Annotated in this window: 19 protein-coding genes and 1 pseudogene; 18 read left to right on the top strand and 2 right to left on the bottom strand. The window is 46.4% G+C overall.

The features are described 5' to 3' along the window. Positions 1-2: 2 nt before the first annotated feature. From ACM6JA_RS07060 to ACM6JA_RS07015, 10 genes are all read left to right on the top strand, one after another. Positions 3-593, top strand: a complete 591-nt coding sequence (locus ACM6JA_RS07060) for a GNAT family N-acetyltransferase (RefSeq protein ID WP_414851745.1) — start codon at positions 3-5, stop codon at positions 591-593. 94 nt (positions 594-687) lie between these two features. After that, on the top strand, positions 688-1,104 hold the full coding sequence (locus tag ACM6JA_RS07055; protein ID WP_414851744.1) for a DUF3054 domain-containing protein: 417 nt from the start codon (positions 688-690) through the stop codon (positions 1,102-1,104). A gap of 55 nt (positions 1,105-1,159) precedes the next feature. Beyond that, entirely contained in the window at positions 1,160-1,291 is a 132-nt protein-coding gene (locus ACM6JA_RS07050; protein WP_255344520.1) for a hypothetical protein, read from the top strand. Between the two features lie 185 nt (positions 1,292-1,476). Then, a complete protein-coding gene (locus tag ACM6JA_RS07045) occupies positions 1,477-1,839 on the top strand; it encodes a hypothetical protein (RefSeq protein ID WP_414851743.1) in 363 nt (120 codons plus the stop codon). Next, the gene (locus ACM6JA_RS07040; RefSeq protein WP_414851742.1) at positions 1,823-2,446 is read left to right on the top strand and encodes a thiamine phosphate synthase; all 624 of its coding nucleotides are present in this window, start codon (positions 1,823-1,825) and stop codon (positions 2,444-2,446) included. The genes ACM6JA_RS07045 and ACM6JA_RS07040 overlap by 17 nt, the downstream gene beginning before the upstream one ends. A gap of 3 nt (positions 2,447-2,449) precedes the next feature. Then, positions 2,450-3,112 (top strand): thiamine phosphate synthase, encoded by a 663-nt coding sequence (gene thiE, locus ACM6JA_RS07035; protein WP_414851741.1) that lies wholly within the window; start codon positions 2,450-2,452, stop codon positions 3,110-3,112. 87 nt (positions 3,113-3,199) lie between these two features. After that, the gene (locus ACM6JA_RS07030) at positions 3,200-4,108 is read left to right on the top strand and encodes a hypothetical protein (RefSeq protein ID WP_414851740.1); all 909 of its coding nucleotides are present in this window, start codon (positions 3,200-3,202) and stop codon (positions 4,106-4,108) included. Positions 4,109-4,205: 97 nt separating this feature from the next. After that, the gene (locus tag ACM6JA_RS07025; protein WP_235617487.1) at positions 4,206-4,484 is read left to right on the top strand and encodes an antibiotic biosynthesis monooxygenase family protein; all 279 of its coding nucleotides are present in this window, start codon (positions 4,206-4,208) and stop codon (positions 4,482-4,484) included. 360 nt (positions 4,485-4,844) lie between these two features. Beyond that, positions 4,845-6,371, top strand: coding sequence for a two-component system sensor histidine kinase NtrB (locus tag ACM6JA_RS07020; protein ID WP_414851739.1), 1,527 nt, complete (start codon positions 4,845-4,847; stop codon positions 6,369-6,371). Between the two features lie 192 nt (positions 6,372-6,563). Continuing rightward, positions 6,564-7,073, top strand: coding sequence for a hypothetical protein (locus ACM6JA_RS07015; protein WP_414851738.1), 510 nt, complete (start codon positions 6,564-6,566; stop codon positions 7,071-7,073). An 11-nt stretch (positions 7,074-7,084) separates the two neighbouring features. On the opposite strand, the gene ACM6JA_RS07010 is transcribed toward ACM6JA_RS07015, so the two are convergent. Both ACM6JA_RS07010 and ACM6JA_RS07005 read right to left on the bottom strand, forming a co-directional pair. After that, positions 7,085-7,771 (bottom strand): response regulator, encoded by a 687-nt coding sequence (locus ACM6JA_RS07010; RefSeq protein WP_414851737.1) that lies wholly within the window; start codon positions 7,769-7,771, stop codon positions 7,085-7,087. Continuing rightward, complete coding sequence (locus ACM6JA_RS07005; protein ID WP_414851736.1) at positions 7,768-8,958, bottom strand: sensor histidine kinase; 1,191 nt, start codon at positions 8,956-8,958, stop codon at positions 7,768-7,770. Before ACM6JA_RS07005 ends, ACM6JA_RS07010 begins: the two co-directional genes overlap by 4 nt. 218 nt (positions 8,959-9,176) lie before the next feature. On the opposite strand from ACM6JA_RS07005, the gene ACM6JA_RS07000 reads away from it, so the two are divergent. From ACM6JA_RS07000 to ACM6JA_RS06965, 8 genes and pseudogenes are all read left to right on the top strand, one after another. Continuing rightward, entirely contained in the window at positions 9,177-9,509 is a 333-nt protein-coding gene (locus tag ACM6JA_RS07000) for a MarR family winged helix-turn-helix transcriptional regulator (RefSeq protein WP_007727206.1), read from the top strand. Between the two features lie 123 nt (positions 9,510-9,632). Continuing rightward, positions 9,633-12,770, top strand: coding sequence for an efflux RND transporter permease subunit (locus ACM6JA_RS06995; protein ID WP_414852226.1), 3,138 nt, complete (start codon positions 9,633-9,635; stop codon positions 12,768-12,770). A 28-nt stretch (positions 12,771-12,798) separates the two neighbouring features. Further along, positions 12,799-14,025, top strand: a complete 1,227-nt coding sequence (locus ACM6JA_RS06990) for an efflux RND transporter periplasmic adaptor subunit (protein WP_414851735.1) — start codon at positions 12,799-12,801, stop codon at positions 14,023-14,025. Positions 14,026-14,122: 97 nt separating this feature from the next. Continuing rightward, on the top strand, positions 14,123-14,653 hold the full coding sequence (locus ACM6JA_RS06985) for a DinB family protein (protein WP_414851734.1): 531 nt from the start codon (positions 14,123-14,125) through the stop codon (positions 14,651-14,653). Between the two features lie 190 nt (positions 14,654-14,843). Next, positions 14,844-15,554 (top strand): cytochrome c biogenesis CcdA family protein, encoded by a 711-nt coding sequence (locus ACM6JA_RS06980; RefSeq protein ID WP_007727213.1) that lies wholly within the window; start codon positions 14,844-14,846, stop codon positions 15,552-15,554. A gap of 23 nt (positions 15,555-15,577) precedes the next feature. Beyond that, positions 15,578-16,111 carry a TlpA family protein disulfide reductase gene (locus ACM6JA_RS06975; protein WP_414851733.1) on the top strand — a complete coding sequence of 178 codons (534 nt, stop codon included), beginning with the start codon at positions 15,578-15,580 and terminating at the stop codon, positions 16,109-16,111. Positions 16,112-16,283: 172 nt separating this feature from the next. Further along, positions 16,284-16,481, top strand: a complete 198-nt coding sequence (locus ACM6JA_RS06970; RefSeq protein ID WP_414851732.1) for a hypothetical protein — start codon at positions 16,284-16,286, stop codon at positions 16,479-16,481. A gap of 295 nt (positions 16,482-16,776) precedes the next feature. Continuing rightward, positions 16,777-17,935 (top strand): annotated as a pseudogene (locus ACM6JA_RS06965) (serine hydrolase domain-containing protein). Positions 17,936-18,047 lie beyond the last annotated feature (112 nt).

The raw sequence follows: 18,047 nt of genomic DNA, 5'->3' as shown, positions 1-18,047 counted from the left end.
ACATGTTAACCATTGAACCTGTAATTTTGGAAGGCAAGCTGGTCCGATTGGAGCCACTCAGAATGGCCCATGTGGACGGAATCTGGGAAGCAGGCGCATACGAAGAGATTTGGCCGCATATGTCCGTTACCATTCAAACGAGAGAAGATGCTCAGGCTTTTATCCTGCAGGCTTTACAAAATGAACAAGCCCAAACAGAATTGCCATTCGTCATCATTCGCCTAGCAGATGAGCAGATCATCGGGAGCACGAGATTTTTAGGGATAGCGAAAAAGGATCGCGGATTGGAAATCGGGTTTACATGGCTGACCCCATCCGTCTGGAAAACAGGTGTCAATACAGAATGTAAATGGCTTCTTCTGCGCCACTGCTTCGAACAACTGGGTTGTATACGCGTACAGCTCAAGACAGATTCGCGCAATTTGAATTCGCAACGTGCCATTGCCCGAATCGGTGGCATTCGAGAAGGAGTCCTGCGTAACCATATGGTGATGCCAGATGGATACATTCGCGACTCGGTATACTTCAGCATACTCGACCGTGAATGGCGAGAAGCCAAGCAAAAGCTGCAATTGTTGCTGTTTGGTGAATAAAGGCTTGGATTGATTGAAGGGCGTTCAGAGCAGTTGTACAATAGGGGTGAACCAAGAGGGTTTACTCTGACAAGACCCGGAAAAGAGGGTATACATGAGACTGCGTTTGTCGACACCGGGCTATTTATTGTTGCTCGGGGATCTGATCGCCTTTGTGCTTTTTGTTTATTACGGAAAAATCATTCATAACTACCCTGTCACGGTCATGGGGATTATCGAAACATTAGCCCCTTTCCTGGTGGGATGGATCATCGCAATTCTGTTTTTCAAGAGCTACGGACAGCGAACGTATGAATCTGCGGGCCGACAATTACTATCGTCACTGATTACTTGGACAGTAGCCGCACCAATTGGCTTACTGATCCGCTCCTGGTGGACAGGTGTACCGATTACGCTTATTTTTGCAGGTGTGACTTATTTCATTACGTTGGCGTTTTTGCTCGGGTGGCGTGTACCGTTCGCCATCGGCTACACGATCCACAAACGCAATAGACGACTGGCAACCAGCTAATAAAGTGACCCGAATTGGTTACGCTATCCTATGAACGACTTAGGAGGTGAATCAATTGGGAAAGAACAACAACAGCAAAGACCTCGGAAAAAACCGTGGGAAAACGCTGGATGAAAAAGATCGCAACACAAATTTGCGACAATCGAACCATAATGATCGAAATGAAGGAACTGCAAAAGACCGCTGAGCAATCAGCGGTTTTCTTCATCGTGGAGGAATTCAAAAGCTTATGAATTCTGGAGCGGATAACAACTTTCCGCTAAAACGCGGTCGCTCCCCCATGAGAAGGCATCGATAGATGTTATTTTATTGATACAGGGCATGATGTGATATAATAGATTTTGTTTTTTTCTAGCGAGTGGAGGGAAACGTATGACGGAACCGATGCAGAATGTACAGCCGGTGACCTTGTCGTCACAGGCGTTTTTACTTTTGTGCAGACTATATGATGGCTGCTATGACGAATTGAAGCAAAATGAGCAGGTTCGCGAACTTGTGGAGTCCATCGGTGATATTTTGTTGGCGGGCGTGGAGACGTTGGAGAAACAGGAAACAAAGCCGAAAAATATTACCTTTCCACTTACCGTTCAACAAGCATTTTTCTTGCGACGGCTCGTGATTGAACTTTTGGCTCAATCGCCGACGGACAATGAAGACCGAACGACACAATGGCTGCAGGAATGTGTGACAGCACTCACTGGAGGCGGTGTCCAACCTGATGTCAAGCATTCGTGAGCTGCATGTGATTACGAGTGGTCGGCATTCGCTTGATGAGGTATTGCGAATGGCAGAAGCTGCTTATGCGGGTGGTATGAACTTTTTACACATACGGGAAAAACAGCGTACCGCAAAGGAATGCATGGACTGGGTAAAGGCATTGGCGAATGTCATCCCCCTTTCGTCCTTGATCGTGAATGATAGGGTGGACGTGGCTGCTGCGTCGGGTTGTTCCGGTGCTCATCTGGCATACCATAGTCTGTCTCCTGTGGAAGCGAGAATGGTACTGAAGACTGGTCAAAAAATAGGGCGTTCCGTCCATTCCGTGGAGGAAGCACAGCAAGCCATTGCCGCAAAAGTCGATTATTTGCTCTACGGGCATATTTTTGCGAGTGGTTCGAAGCCGGGTCTTGCGCCAAGAGGAACAATGGAACTTGCGCAAATGACGGCAAGATGGCAAGTGCCGATCATCGGACTCGGCGGAGTCACACCGGATCGAACGGTGCAAGTTTTGGAAGCAGGGTGTGCGGGCATTGCTGTCTTATCGGGGATCACCGATGCAACTGATGCCAAGTCAGCAGCCAGCGCTTATCGAGAGGCATTGGATCGTTGGGAGGGGAAATAAAGCATGCGAGATATACAAAGACTTCGGGAAAAGATGGGTGTATACTTTGTCATTGGAACGCAGGATTGCAGCTATTCCAGCGAAAAGACCGTGCAAATCGTGGAAGCAGCATTGCGCGGAGGAGTGGGCACGCTTCAGCTGCGTGATAAAGGAAGCAAGCTGACTGCTGAGGAACAATATGAGCTGGGCAGACAGCTGCAACAGCTATGTCGTGAACATGAAACCGTATTTTTTGTGAATGACGATGTGGATCTGGCGATTCGTTTGCAGGCAGATGGCGTCCATGTCGGGCAAGATGACATGGCATTGTCGGAAGTACGAGCCAAGGTTGGCTCCGAGATGTACATCGGTGTTTCGGCAGGTACGGTCGAAGAGGCGCTCGCTGCCCAAAGCGGCGGCGTTGATTGTATTGGCGTAGGAGCGATGTTCGCTACCCGTTCTAAGGCAGATGCTGGCGAGCCTATCGGACCAATGGGGCTAGAGGAGATCCGTCAGGCAGTCGGTAATGATTTGCCTATCGTCGGAATTGGTGGCATTACCCTGGAAAATGCTTCTGAAGTGCTTGCTGCCGGTGCCGATGGAGTCGCGATTATCAGTGCGATCAGCCATGCCGAATCACCTGAAGAAGCAGCGCAAGCGCTACAGCGGATTGTACGATCTCGTTAGCACGGACAAAGCGACGATTACATATGGTAGGGTAATAGAAACAAACCAGGATGATGCAATATTGGCGATCAAAAGGAGGTGAAGCCGATGAAAAATCGGATTTACCGTATCGGATATGAATGGGTGAGCAAACGGGAATTGCTCGAGCGATTGTTCATGACCGACTGCATTCTTATCGAACACAAGCGAATGCATCCCCCACCGGAGGATCAAGATACGGAATTGCCACCAGAAAAGGAAGTTCATGCTGTTTTGGTTCGCAGCCAGCGCCGCCCGGGCGAATGGGTGACGTTTAACGGGCTATACGAAGTACAGTCTAGAGAGCCCATTCCTTGGATAGATTCACCACTGGAGTACCATCAATTCGGAGTAGAATTGATTCCTGGTAATATGCGCAGGGAAAAGGCACCTCAAGGCAGGATACCCGCACGAACCAAGCTGCAGATCGCAGCTGTGCGACAAGATACGGTATTTGTCACTGTTCCTGGGCATCCATCACGGCGTTACGAAATGTCGTTGGCTCACGCGCGTTTTGCCAAGGATAACCCGACAGAATTGGAAATGAAGCTGCAAGTATACGCTTTTCCTCCACGCAATGATATTTTTGTGGATTGGTTATTGAAAGAAGGGCGTAAAACAGGAATCATTACGCGCCCCAATCAGGAAAGGGTAGAAAAATCAGCTTTTCAGGTGTGGGAAGATCTACGCCAAGAATACGGCATTAGTGTCAGTGGGGCATTGATTGCGATTAAACAGGCACTCATTGTTCTGGATCGTGCTGGTGTCGAGACTGACTTCCCATACCCGACCCAAGAGCGATCGGATATATCTTTGTTCAGCGAATCGGAGCGGGATGCCTTTTATTCCTACCAATCCGTTCGATGTGCGATGGCCGCTGTCGCTGCTCTGTTGACGGTAGACCCGAAAGATCCGTTGCAGGATACACTCTTGATGGATATCATGCTCGAGCAACAAATAAACCGCAGGCGCGAATAGCGTTTGCGGTTTTTAGGTTTTTCACCAAAGTAGTAGTATAATGGGAGTTGGTAGATGAACCCAATGGAAAGGATGTGTGACCATCATGTATGTATCCATGAACAGACTGACTGTACCAGCAGACTACCAATCCCATTTGGAGCGCGCATTTGGTAATGGGGGAGAACGGATGAAGGAGGTTCCGGGTTTTTTGGAGTTCCTTTTCCTGGCACCAACGGAAGGTGACGAATACATCGTCTTTACGAAATGGACAGATGAGGAATCGTTTAAGAATTGGACAGAAAGCGAAGCTTTCAAGCGCGCGCATACAGGAACCAACCCAAATAGCCCGGTAAAATCGGATTTGCGCAATTACGCTGTCAAATCCCATTCATAAAGCGAAAGCATTTGTCTCTGCGGGGGCAAATGCTTTTTGGATGATTGAATAATAAACATACTTTACCATTTTATGCTCGATCGTGATATGATAGAAAATGTTGGGAAAGCGTTTTCAGTCAAACATGATCAGGAGGTGAAGGTGTCCGAAAAAGGCAAAAGATAACGCGCGATAATAGGATGCTAGCCGAGATTGTTTGTCTGTAAGGATAAGAAGAGAACCTGATTGGATGGTGTCATTCTCTGCACCAGGATATCATCATGCCGCTTTACATCTTGTCTCATTTACGTCCATAATAGAGCCTATACATACTTGGAAAAATAGCCTCAATGAAGCACGGAGAAAAGGAGCCAGAGTGTTTTGAAAAATCGAATAAGTAAGTATCTTACTCATTTGGTCCCTGCGGCGGTGGCCAAGACGTTTTCCTTTCTTTCAGATCATCATTACTCTGCTTTGCTTCTAGAAGACCGCGAAAATACAGAGGCTTTGTTTGTTCAGCAAATCACGAAATGGATTGAGGTAGTAAAAGTAGTCGACACATATGCATTCGAACGAGAATTGAGTGAAATTGCGTACAAGTTTTCGCTGCTCGGAATGAATCTTACGTATTTGCAACAATTTTTGCGCAAGTGTCGAGACGTTATTATGGAAGAAATGAATAACAACGCATTTTCTCTTGCCACGACGGAAATGGAGCGAGTAGAGCTTTTGCAAGGACAGATTCGTCTCTATCAATCGATGGATTACATTTTGCATCAAATGGACGATGTCTTCAACAAAAATTCGCTTCAATTTCCAGTTGAAAAAACACCAACTTCTCCTACAAGTTCGGCCAAAGGAGAAGATGTTACAATGCTCGCTGAACAGGAGCTTGTTCAATTGGTGCTGCAATCCAGTGATATTGCCGTCTTGATGATCGACCGCCAGTTAAGAGTCATTGAAGCGAATTACGCTGTCTGTCATTTATTTGGCGTAGATCGGAATCAACTCATTGGTCAAAACATTGATTATGCTCTTCGCCCTCATATAAGCGAGCGTTTTGTCCAGTGGGTAATTGAACGCGGGCAGTCCGGCCATTATGTTGCGGAATACAGAGGCAAATGGACGACAGTGAGTACGAGCCCCATTTATTACGGTGGAGAGATGTGGGGAGCAATCGCCGTTCTTCGGAATGTTACGGAAAGCAAAAAGTACGAAGAAGAATTGAGCAAGCGAGAAGCGCTGGCAGCAGTTGGGCAACTGGCTGCTGGGATGGCGCATGAGATTCGGAATCCACTGACAGCCATCAAGGGCTTTATTCAGTTGTTGCGGGAGCAAGGGGAAGCAAATCGAAGTGAATCTTATTTTTCTGTCATCTTAACGGAAATTGAACGCATTGATGGGCTATTGAACGATGTCCTTGTTTTGGCCCGGTACAGGGATGATAAAATCGTATCGGAACGTTTCTTAGTGATGGACGAGTTATATGGCGTCATTCGTTTACTGGAGCCAGAAGCGAATCGAAGAGGAATCAAGCTAGAGCTGGACATTGCACAAGGCGAGTGGCATGTGTTTGGTCATCGTTCGCGAATCAAGCAAGCCATCTTGAACATCTTGAAAAATGCGCTTGAAGCATTGTTGACCCAGGGCAACCTCGTTCAAGTGAAAGTGTACTCATCACTCAATCAAGTAATCATTGTTGTGGAAGACAACGGACCTGGTCTATCAGATTCTTGCCTGCAAAATTTATTCGTTCCTTTTTATACGACCAAACAAGAGGGAACGGGGTTAGGTTTGTCTACGACACAACGCATCATCGCGGATCACGGTGGCGAACTCTATGCGGAAAACTCTCCGAAACTGAAAGGAGCCCGTTTTGAGATTCGTTTACCTCTTTCAATTTCCTAAAAAAATAAAAAAGGATTGTGACTGTAGGCGGATCGAATATCCGTCTTTTTTTACGTTTGAATGAGCGGATGGTCCTATTCGTGAAAAAGTTGCAAGTCTTTCGAATCAATCTTTTTGTAAGTTGTTGTCAAGACCTGTCGATCAGTGGAATAATTTACAAAACGGTTACAATTTGAACGGAGTTGAACAACGGTGATTCGGATGCTGAAAAAAAACGAAACGAGGTGGAGCTACTGGGAGGTTTGGTATGAGGAAACGGAGCACCTTTACACCGTTCATTATGGAAAGGTAGGGGAAATTGGCGACTATTTTGCTGTAGTAGCGGAGCAGATCGAGGGAAGGCCAGACGAAGTTTTGCAGAGCTGGGCCGAAGAGATGAAAGAACAAGGATATCAGGTCATGAAAGAGAACGATTTCCATCCGATAATCATTCGCTTTCCCCATTTGTGTGAGTCAGAGATTGAAATGCGCTATTCGATCGAACAGCTATTGGACGAATGCTTGGGAAAGACAGGGAATGGCCACAGCGACGGTGGGGAAGACAGCGAGAGGACGTTGGCAGTGATTTGTCGGGTGATCGATACGAAGAAAGCGGCTGCTGCCGTATTTGAAGCGATGTCCAGCGCACAGCTGGTACAAGGGTTTTCCATCAGCATAAAGCAGGAGGATGGAAACTTGATTCCACTTAATCCTCCTGCCTAAAAATGTCTGATTTATTTAACGATTTTGTGCCGCAGTGCTTTTGCCACTGCCTGTGTACGATCCTCGACACCCATTTTTTGCAAAATCCGATGCACGTGTGTTTTTACAGTGCCCTCTGATATAAACAAGTTTTGCGCAATCTGATCATTTCGATAGCCATTTGCGATCTGTTGAAGGACATCCAACTCTCGATCTGTCAGTTCATCTAGCAAGACTGATTGAGAAGAGGTAGTCGAATCAGGTGTCTCACGTTGACCTTGCAGTGCTTCGGCAAGGGCTTTTGCAGCTGTTACGGTGTGGAAGAGCGCTTCTCCCTGGTGGGCTCTGCGAATGAGATCAAGCATTTCCTGAGAGTCGGCATCCTTTAGCATATAGCCGACGGCTCCAGCACGAATCCCTTCCACCACATAATTGTGATTGTCAAAGGTGGTAAGAATCAATACCTTCGTGCGAGGATGTTGCAGCATGATTTCCCTTGTGGCTTCAATACCAGACTTGTTGGGCATCTGAACATCCATCAAGACGACATCAGGTGCGAGGGCGCCAATCAGTTCTACAGCTTCCACGCCATCGGAAGCTTCCCCAATGACTTCCATATCGGATTGCATTTGAATGACATAACCCAAACCTTGGCGAATCATGGTTTGGTCATCTACTAGGACCACGCGAATGGCTCCTTCTTTTTGTTTACCGGTCATGTTCGCATGCTCCTTTCAGGTTCAGTCTGGCCAATCGGAAAGCTGAAATCGAGTTGGAATCCGTGGGGCTCTCGAATGCGATAGGCGAGAGTTCCGTTCAATAACTGAATTCGTTCAGATATGCCAGTTAGGCCAAAGCCAGGTTTGATTTTTTGGTCACTCGTGATGCTTCCATCGTCTCGAATGGACAACAAAAGGATGTCCTTCTTTTGTTCAATGATGACGAGAATTTCTTTTGCGTCAGAATGACGTAGCGAATTGGTGATGGCTTCTTGTAAAATTCGATAAAACGTTATCGTCATTTCTTGAGAGAGCGGAATGTCCAGATCGGAGCATATCAGCTCCATTTTTATTCCTGTATGCTTTTGAGCCTGCGACAAGAGAGCTCGCAGAGGTGTAAGTCCCAAGGAGGTTTTATCCAGGGCCAATGTATGGACAGACGTGCGAATATCCTCCAGACTTTGCTTGGCAACACCGAGCATGTTGCGCACGGCTTCTTGTGCGGTGTCAGGCCCATCCTGCAACATATACTTCAAGGCATGTAGCTGGACAATGAGTGAAGTCAAACTATGGCCCAATGCATCGTGAATATCTCGGGCAATTCGCGTTCGTTCCTCCAGAACCGCTACTTGAAGGGAATGGAGCGCTGCTTCTTGAAGTTGTAAGTGCGCCTCTTGCAACTCTGTATGTGCTTTTTGCAGCTGCTCCAGGTGCTGTTGGTTGGTTTCGTATGCTTCTGTTTGAATTCGATAGCCACGTGCGCCGATATAACAACCCACATACGTAAGAATATAAGAGATGATGTGCGTGAATTTCAGGTTTTCTTCAAAATATAAAAAAAGCGTACTGCACGTACCAAAAAAAGTAGCATAAGCCAACGCACGACGTCCATGAATGTGAAAACCGATAAAAACAGCGAGTGGGAGCATCAAGCCGAAGCCCTCACCACCCAAGATGAGGGACTTTAGTAACGAGACAATTCCAAGCACGACTGTCACTAACTCGAATTGGAGAGGCTTCCATTTTTTCTTGGAAGTCCAAAATACCACAAGGTAACAAATAAATAGTACAATGGTAAGGGAAAATTGCAACGGAGTTTCCCGTTTAAAGGAATCAGGAAGCAAAGCTAATACAATTAAAATGGAAAACCACATGATCAGTAATCGTTTTTGTATGGCTTTCATCATTATCTTCAACAATGAGAAGTCCTTCTTTCTCTGCCGGATAATCACTTAACTTCATTCTAGCATGCGTTGTCGTCTATCTCCAGATAGATAAATCTCTGTCAGAAATCTACCCCTGGGTAGACTTCACTACATATACATTTCAGTAGAATTATTTTTGGGAAATAAACGATTAGTTATGGGTGTGAAGTGGTTAAGTAAGGATGGCAAGGGAGGTTCTCATGAAAGAACTGATTCAGTTGGCAAAACTCCTGCAAGAAGCCAGTGTTTTGTTTACCACGATTTCTGAGCAAGAGCTGGATACAAGCGATGTAACCTGGCAACAGGTCTTGATTCTGGAGCAGCTTGGAAACGGGCCAAAAACAATGGGGGACATAAGTAAGACTGTCGGTCTTTCATACAGCACAACTTCCGGTCTCATTAACCGGTTGGAGCAGGAAAACCTGGTACGCAGGTTCCGAGACCAATCAGATCGACGAGTTGTGTGGGTGTCACTGACAGAGCGTGTATACCAACAGCGAGATGTGAAATGGGGAAATTCACAAACCGTCTAAAAACGGTTTTATCCCTTGATATTTCGTTAAACGAAATGTTAACTCGAGGTTCCCTTATTCATTTCGTCATGCGAACTATTACTCACAAAAAATTAGCAGATATATAAAGAAGAGGTGAGTGGATTGAATCTTTCTGAACTATCGATTAAACGCCCGGTCACCATGATTATGCTGACTCTGGCCATGCTGATTTTTGGTTTCGTTTCACTGCCTCGCTTGTCGATTGATCTCATGCCGGATCTTAACTTCCCGGTTGCTGTCGTGGTTACATCCGTTGACGGCGGATCTCCGAGTGAGGTAGAAAAACTGGTAACGAAACCGATTGAGGACGCACTTGCAACGGTATCCGATTTAGATAGTATACAATCGGTATCGATGGAAGGCGCTTCGCAGGTTATCCTCATGTTTAACTGGGGGACAGACCTTGATCAGGCGACTCTCGACATGCGGGAGAAGGTAGATCAGGTTCGTGGCTCTTTGCCTGACTCAGCCAGAGCGCCACGCGTACTGCGCATTGACCCGAACAGTACACCGATCATTGAATTTGCGGTGACGGGTGAGCAAGATATCAACAAATTGAAAAAGATGGCAGAGAATATGATCCAATCACGCCTGGAGCGTATTGATGGGGTTGCATCTGCTTCCATCAGCGGCGGACAAAGCCGGATCATCGATGTTACAGTCGACCCAGCCAAACTAGCGGCGTATGGACTGTCACTTGACCAAGTTCAACAAGCTCTACAGACCAGCAACTTGTCAGGTTCTGGTGGAGCGGTACGCGAGGGTGACGCCAAGCTCAACATCCGTGTACAAGGTGAGTTTGCCGATGTCGAACAAATCGCGCTGACACCAATCTCTGTCGGAGGAAACTCCATTAGGCTCAGCGATATTGCCGAAGTAAAAGACACGCATCAAGATATAACGCAAATGAGTTACGTAAATGGAACACCTAGCTTGGGTATTAAAGTGACAAAAGCTTCTGGCGGAAACACCATTGAGGTAGCAGATGATGTAAAAGCTGAGCTGGAGAAAATCAAAAGCGAGCTGCCAGAAGGCGTAGAAATCATTACGACTCTGGATACATCCATCTACATTAAGGATTCCGTTTACACCACCGCTGAACATGCCCTGTTGGGTGGCGGTATCGGTATGATCTTGCTGTTCTTCTTCTTGGGCAGCTTGCGATCCATGGTAATTGCGGTCATCGTTCTTCCAGTATCGATCGTTGCTACGTTCTTGCTGATGTACATGACTGGACAGACGATCAACCTGATTTCCCTCTCCGGTTTGACATTGGGATTGGGATCATTGATTGACTTTGCAGTTGTTATGCTCGAGAATGTTTTCCGTCACCGAGAACAGGGAAAAGGCATGATGGAAGCCGCCTTGGATGGTTCCAAGGAAGTAGGTACAGCAGTTATGGCTTCGGCCTTGGCGCAAATTTGCGTATTCTTGCCGATTGCCCTCACAGAAGGTATTGCTTCTGAGTTGTTTGGACCACTTGCATTGACGGTTGTTTACTCACATATTGCAGCGCTAGTATTCTCGATTTTGCTCGTGCCGATGCTGAGTTCGAGAATTTTGAACAAAATTCCGTCGCATACACATCATGAGAACTATCGTGGAATCAATCCTGTTACTTGGTTCAACATTGGATTTAGCAAAGTAGAAAAAGGCTATCAAGGATTGTTAAAATGGTCTTTGGGCCATCGTAAAACGGTCATGATTTCTTCGGTCGTCATGATGGTGGGCTCTCTCGCATTGACTCCATTGATCGGGGCAGAGTTTATCCCGGCCATGGACCAAGGTCAAGTAAACATCTCTATCAAAATGCCAAATGGTACCGTTCTGGCTGAAACAGAAAAAGTAACCAGACAAGTAGAAGAAATTGTCAACACGGTTCCGGAGAAGAAAATTGTAGCGACTTCGGTTGGTAGTAATGCATCACCGATAGCAAGTACATTGTCATCCAATCAGGGAACGATCAGTCTGATGCTGGTAGACCTCGATCAGCGCAAACGTTCCTCCAATGAAGTTGTGATGGATCTCCAGGAAAAGCTGAAGCATATTGCTGGACCTGAAATTAAGGTAAGCGCACCAGCCGGTATGTCTACTGGTTCCCCAATCCAATTGAAGGTTAGTGGGGATGATCTAGACGTATTGAAAGATATTAGTGGTATCATTAAAGGTGAAATTGAGAAGGTACAAGGAACGAGTAACGTAACAACCAGCTTGGAAGAATCAAGACAAGAGCTGGAAGTGAAGATCAATGCGGAGAAAGCGAGCTTGTACGGATTGACGACCGGACAAATTCTCTCCAGTGTTCGCACTTCCTTCCAAGGTCAAACGGTAACGTACTATCGCACGGGTGATGATGAGGTTGACGTCAACCTCAAACTACCGAAAGAGTATCAGGAAGATATCAACTTCTTGAACAATATGCGAATTTCTACTCCAGGTGGGGCACAGATCGCGCTGACCTCGGTTGCGACTATCAATAAGATAGATGTGCCTGTATCGATTAACCGTGCCAACTCAAGCCGTGAAGTTCAAGTAACGAGTGATTTGGCAGGGCGTGACCTGAGCTCTGTCACACGGGAAGTGCAAGAGAAAATCTCGAAGCTGAATCTCCCAGATGGCTACAAGGTCGATTTTGGCGGGCAAAGCGAAGAAATGATGGAATCCTTCAGTAGTCTTGCTCTCGCGATTGTACTGTCAGTTGTGTTGCTTTACATGGTAATGGCAGCGCAGTTTGAATCGTTCTACACCCCATTTATCATCATGTTCTCCGTGCCACCGACCGTTACAGGCGTTCTGCTTGGACTATTGGCGACAGGCACAACGATCAGCGTTGGGGTTTTGATCGGGTACATTTTGTTGATCGGTCTGGTCGTGAACAACGCGATTGTATTGATCGACTATGTGAACCAATTGCGTGCAAAAGGTATGGAGCTGTATGATGCGATCCTGCATGCTGGCCCGATTCGTCTTCGTCCGATTTTGATGACGACACTCACCACCATTCTGGCGATTGGCCCGCTCGCATTCTCTGGCGGTGCCGGATCTGAGACGAATGCACCAATGGCCGTAACGGTTATTTTCGGTCTTGGATTCTCTACACTGATTACGCTGGTTCTGGTTCCTGTCGTTGCTTCTTGGTTTGATGATTTAGGGAAAAAGAGACGTTTGAAGCGCCAGTTGAAACTCGAAAAGAAACTAGAAAAGAAACAAAAGAAAATTAATCCCGCTTTGGAATCGTAAGACGTTTGTGGGAAGAGGAGGGACATACATGAAACTAAGTAAAAAACCCGTCATTTTGGCATTGCTAGCCATCTCGCTAGTGGCAGGGTGCTCCAGCCCGCAAGCGGAAACGCCGCCTACGGAAACCGTGGCAGCCGCAACCCCTGTACAGGTGGAAACTGTTGCAACGGGCACAGTAGTATCAGATTCTGGTCTCACAGCAAAGCTGGCGCCGAGTGAGGAAGTGCAAGTCTCCCCGAAAATGGGTGGGAAAATTTCTTCCCTGCCAGTGAAACTGGGCCAATACGTGACAAAAGGCCAAGTATTGTTCAAGCTCGATGAAAAAGATCTGGTGAACGGTGTTAAACAAGCAGAAGCAGCCTACAACGTATCAAGAGCGAGCTTAAACCAAGCAGGCAGCAGCTCTGATCAAGGCTTGGTCCAAGCAAAAAATAGCCTGAAGCAGGCAGAAACTGCCCTTCAGGATGCAAAAGTAAACCAGCAGCGGATGCAACAGCTCTTTTCTCAAGGAGCGATTTCCGCTCAGCAGATGGAACAGGCAAATTCCCAATTGACAACGGCACAGACCTCTTATGATAACGCGCAGCAGGGTGTGCAATCTGCAGGACAAAAAACAAGTGTGCAAGTTTCCGAAGCCTCTGTACAGCAAGCACAAGTAAGCCTGCAAAATGCTCGTGAGCAATTAGCGAATGCGACTGTGACGTCTCCGATCAACGGATATATTTCCAGCGTAAATGGCGCAGTTGGTCAAATGGCAGGTCAGCAGCCGGTTGTGGTTGTTGTGAACACGAACCCACTTCTGGTAAAAGCGAATTTGTCAGAAGCAGATATCACAAAAGTAAAAGTAGGAACTACCGTAAAAGTAAACGTACAATCGACAGGAAAAACGATTGATGCCAAAGTAACGGCGATGAGTCCAGTAATGGATACGAATCTCAAGGCATATCCAGTGGAGATTACGATTCCAAATCCATCCAATGAGCTGAAGTCCGATATGGTTGTGAATGTAACCTTCCCATCGGTTGGAGAAAGTGGAGCCAAATCGATCGTTGTAACGCGCGGTGCAGTTTTTGATCGCGACGGTAAACAGTATGTATTCAAGCTGGAAGGTGACATTGCAAAACAAGTCGAGGTCACTACAGGCAAATCCTCCAGTGATCAGATCGAAATTTTGACAGGTTTGTCTGCCGGCGATAAGATCGTGGTAAAAGGGCAAACACTGCTTCAAGATGGCGGCAAAGTCACGATTCAGTAAGAAAAAGAGTAGCAGGGAAGGGGCGGAGTACATCCGCCTCTTTTTTGTGTACAATGGAAGTATTCGTCTCATTATTCCAAAAGGGAGGTGTCTTCATTTGTACTTCCGCAAACCACAGTCTGGTGATTATCCTGCGCAGTTTGAAGCCTATATCAAAATCGCACCTGAAGGTGATCTGAATTTGCTGCTTTGCGCTCAGGAGGAAGAAATACTTGCATGCTTTCGATCCTTCGGTGAGGAACAGAGCATGTTCCGCTATCAGAAAGATAAATGGAGTGTAAAGGAAGTTCTTGGCCATATTATGGATACAGAGCGAATCATGAGCTATCGCTTGCTGTGTGCGTCCCGTGGAGACAAGACACCCTTGCCTAGGCATCAGGACATTTACGTCAGTCTTACGAATTTTAACCGCCGACCGCTTGCCGATCTAATCGAGGAGTATCGGACTGTGCGCGCTTCTACTCGAGCACTGGTAAAAGGGCTTACGGAAGAAGAGTTGAGTCGTTCGGGCGTGATTATTCAGGACAAGACAACGGCAGCTGCAATCATCTATTTTATCCTTGGGCATGCTGCTCATCATCTACATGTCTTCCGAGAAAGGTACATGTCACATTTGTCACAAATCTGATCTATTTTCTAGAGTGGATCAGATTTATCCATCCAATTGTTACGTTTTGTGCCGAGTTTTAAGACATAATGAATATTATGTAAAGTAAATTGTCACGGATTTAAGACAAAGTGTCATTGCTACTTTTGAAGGGGGAAAAGATTCGATACAATGAGAAGATAGTGGATAAAATACCCACCGGAGGTTACATATGACTGGCGATATTACTGTGTTTTTGGCTTTTGCAGCAGGTTTCCTTTCGTTTATTTCCCCTTGCTGCCTGCCGCTTTATCCGTCCTTTTTGTCTTACATAACTGGGGTTACGGTAGATGAAGTGAAGAAAGGGAGGGCGGTTTTTCGCAAGCAAGCCTTCTTGCATACCTTTTTCTTCATTGTCGGGTTTTCGATCATTTTCGTTGCGCTTGGGCTGTCTACATCCTGGATCGGAAGCTTGTTCACCGACCAACAGGACTTAATTCGTCAACTAGGCGGTATTTTGCTTGCTGTCATTGGTTTGGTTATGCTTGGTGTGTTTAAAATGGACTGGATGATGCGCTCTTTTAAAATCGATTTAAAATCGAGGCCATTGGGGTATACTGGGTCCATACTGGTGGGAATGACGTATGCAGCTGGATGGACACCTTGTGTGGGACCGATACTTTCTGGCATTATCGTCATGGGCGTTTCCAATCCTTCAAGCGCTTTGGCTTACACATTGGCGTATACACTCGGTTTCGCCATTCCATTTTTTGTCATGACGTTCTTCATCAGTAAGGTGAACGCGATTGTGAAGTATTCCGACCTGTTTATGAAAATCGGAGGAGCTATTATGATTTTGTTTGGTATTCTTCTGTATACAGATAAACTGACGGATATTACACGCGTGCTCATTCAAATGTACGGAGGCTTTACGGGATTCTAACTCAGTAGGGCAGAGGTGACAAAATGAAAAAGCTGTTGCTCGCGGTTCTCGTATTATTGGGGGTCGGACTTGCTGTTTGGGAAAAACCTCAAGAAACGGCCGCAATCGTAGCAGAAGTTCAAAAACCGGAAGTTGGCTTTGCGGCTCCTCATTTTACACTGACAGGATTGGATCAGCAGACGTACAAGGTAGAAGGAAAAAGGACGAAACCATTAGTCTTGAACTTTTGGGCTTCCTGGTGTGGACCATGCAAGCTGGAGGCGCCTGATTTACAAAAAGTCTATGAAAAATACGGCGGACAGGTTGATCTGTATGGCGTGAACGTCACGAGTAATGACAGTCCAGAAGCAGCCATGGCCTTTGTCACCAATTACAAGTTGACATTTCCGATACCGATGGACGTAGCTGGAACCGTGTCAAACCGTTACAAGGTGATGGCGTTCCCAACTACTTACTTGATTGACGCAGATGGGACCGTACGAAAGAAGATAATCGGCATGGTTGATGCCCCTACACTGGAGCTGGAACTGCGCCAGTTGTTAAGTCCAAAGCCATAGGGAAGACTCATAAGTCGCTTGGAGAGAATTCTCCGGCGGCTTTTTCTATTTGTTGACACGTATGACAAGGCCCATTTTGCAGGTGACTATCTTGATTTTGTATGCTTGCCTAAAGAGCGGGGGTGTTCTCCTTCATAGACTGGAGTGATCCAGGGCAAAGGGAGGAAAACGGATGGCCAAGGGCAAAAAGATAAAAAAGAAGAATACGCGACAGCACCCGAATCAAGTACAGCTGAAAATCGTAGCGTCCCATACATGTCAAGTATGCAAGCAGCAATGTGCACGAGGGTTGGCATATCTGGAACAGATGTCCCAGCCCGGCGCGATCGGCTTTGGTGTACCTTGCATTCTCACTAAGCAAAAGCCATAGTTCGTCCTTTTCCATGTGCGGAATATTGTGTTCACGAGAGATAGAGTCCCATCACGTGGGGTGAGAAGGGGATAAACAGCCTGCCTCCATTTTGGAGCTGCCTACGGGTGGCTCTTTTTTCATTTTTCATGAGGAGTTAGGGGTGGATAAATGTGACAAAAGTGGTTCGGTAGAGCTAACATGTCACAAAGTACATGATGACAATGTGTAACTGGTGGAGGTGACAGCCGTGTTGTTAGTATGGAGCAGCAAGGCAAACAACCACATTCTATAGTGTCGAGAGGAGCTAATTTCCATGAACACACGTAATCAAATCGCATTCGCAAGTTTGGCTCTTTTACTAACTGGCGCTTCCCTGTTTAACAACATGCCCGCCTCCATCGTAAAAGCAGAATCCGCTCAAAATGTTTCAAGTACGTTGGTAAAAAAAGGCCAACGAGATCAGGCTCTCAAGCAAGCAATGGAGGAGTCCTTGAAATTTGGATTTCCGGGCATACTCACTGTAGCTTCTGAAAACGGGAAGAGTCGGGCTTATGTCGTTGGGGTGGCTGATAAAGTCACCAAGAAACAAATGGAAGCAGATTATCGCTTCCGTATTGGCAGCGTGACGAAGACGTTCACAGCGGCGACTGTCCTTCATATAGTCGGAGAGGGCCGACTTAATCTCGATGACTCTATCGAAAAATGGCTTCCTGGTGTCATTCAAGGTAACGGATATGATGGGAAGCAGATTACGATTCGGCAGATTTTGAACCATACAAGTGGTCTTACTGATTACTTAAAGTCTCCAGACTTTGATTTTAGTGAAACCAAAAAATCGCATACGCCTGAAGAACTTGTGAAGATTGGGCTTTCTCTGCCCCCAGAATTCGAGCCGGGAAAAAGATGGTCTTATTCAAATACGGGATACGTGATACTGGGGATGCTTATTGAAAGGGTAACTGGCAACAGCTATGAGGAAGAGATCGAAAAGCGGATTATCGAACCACTCAAATTTCCTACCTGGTAATTCAAGAGTGATCCCAGGGATAAACCACGCCCGGGGGTATGGCCAACAAAACGAAGCAGGTGAGCTGAAAGACGTCACTTATTATAATCCAAGCATAGCTAGCTCAGCAGGAGATATGATTTCGACTGCTGACGACTTGAACAAGTTCTTCTCAGCTTTGCTAGGTGGTAAATTACTAAAGGAAGAGCAGTTCAAACAAATGCTTACCTCAGTCCCTACGGGAACGAAAGAAATGCCCAACGGATACGGTCTTGGGATCTATCAAACAAAGCTAAAGAATGGAGTTTCGGTCTGGGGACACTCAGGAAGAATTCCAGGATTCTCCACTATTGCTGGAGGGACACTTGGGGGTAAGCATACGTTGGCTGCCAATATCAACTATATGGGTGAAACAGACGTTTTGGGTAGTTTTAATAACATTTTGCAAGCGGAATTTGGCGAATAGGCAAGCTATTTCATCTGCTGCCGAGCAAGCTAATGTCATTTTTATCAATGATGTTAGCTTGCTTTTTAAAGGCCCCCAGTGCCAGGCTTGTATGCTGGCAGGTTTAACGGCT

It is taken from the genome of Brevibacillus sp. IT-7CA2, assembly GCF_949767855.1.
GTDB lineage: Bacteria > Bacillota > Bacilli > Brevibacillales > Brevibacillaceae > Brevibacillus.
Note: the sequence above shows the minus strand (reverse complement) of the source record. Positions and strands in the feature narration are given on the sequence as shown.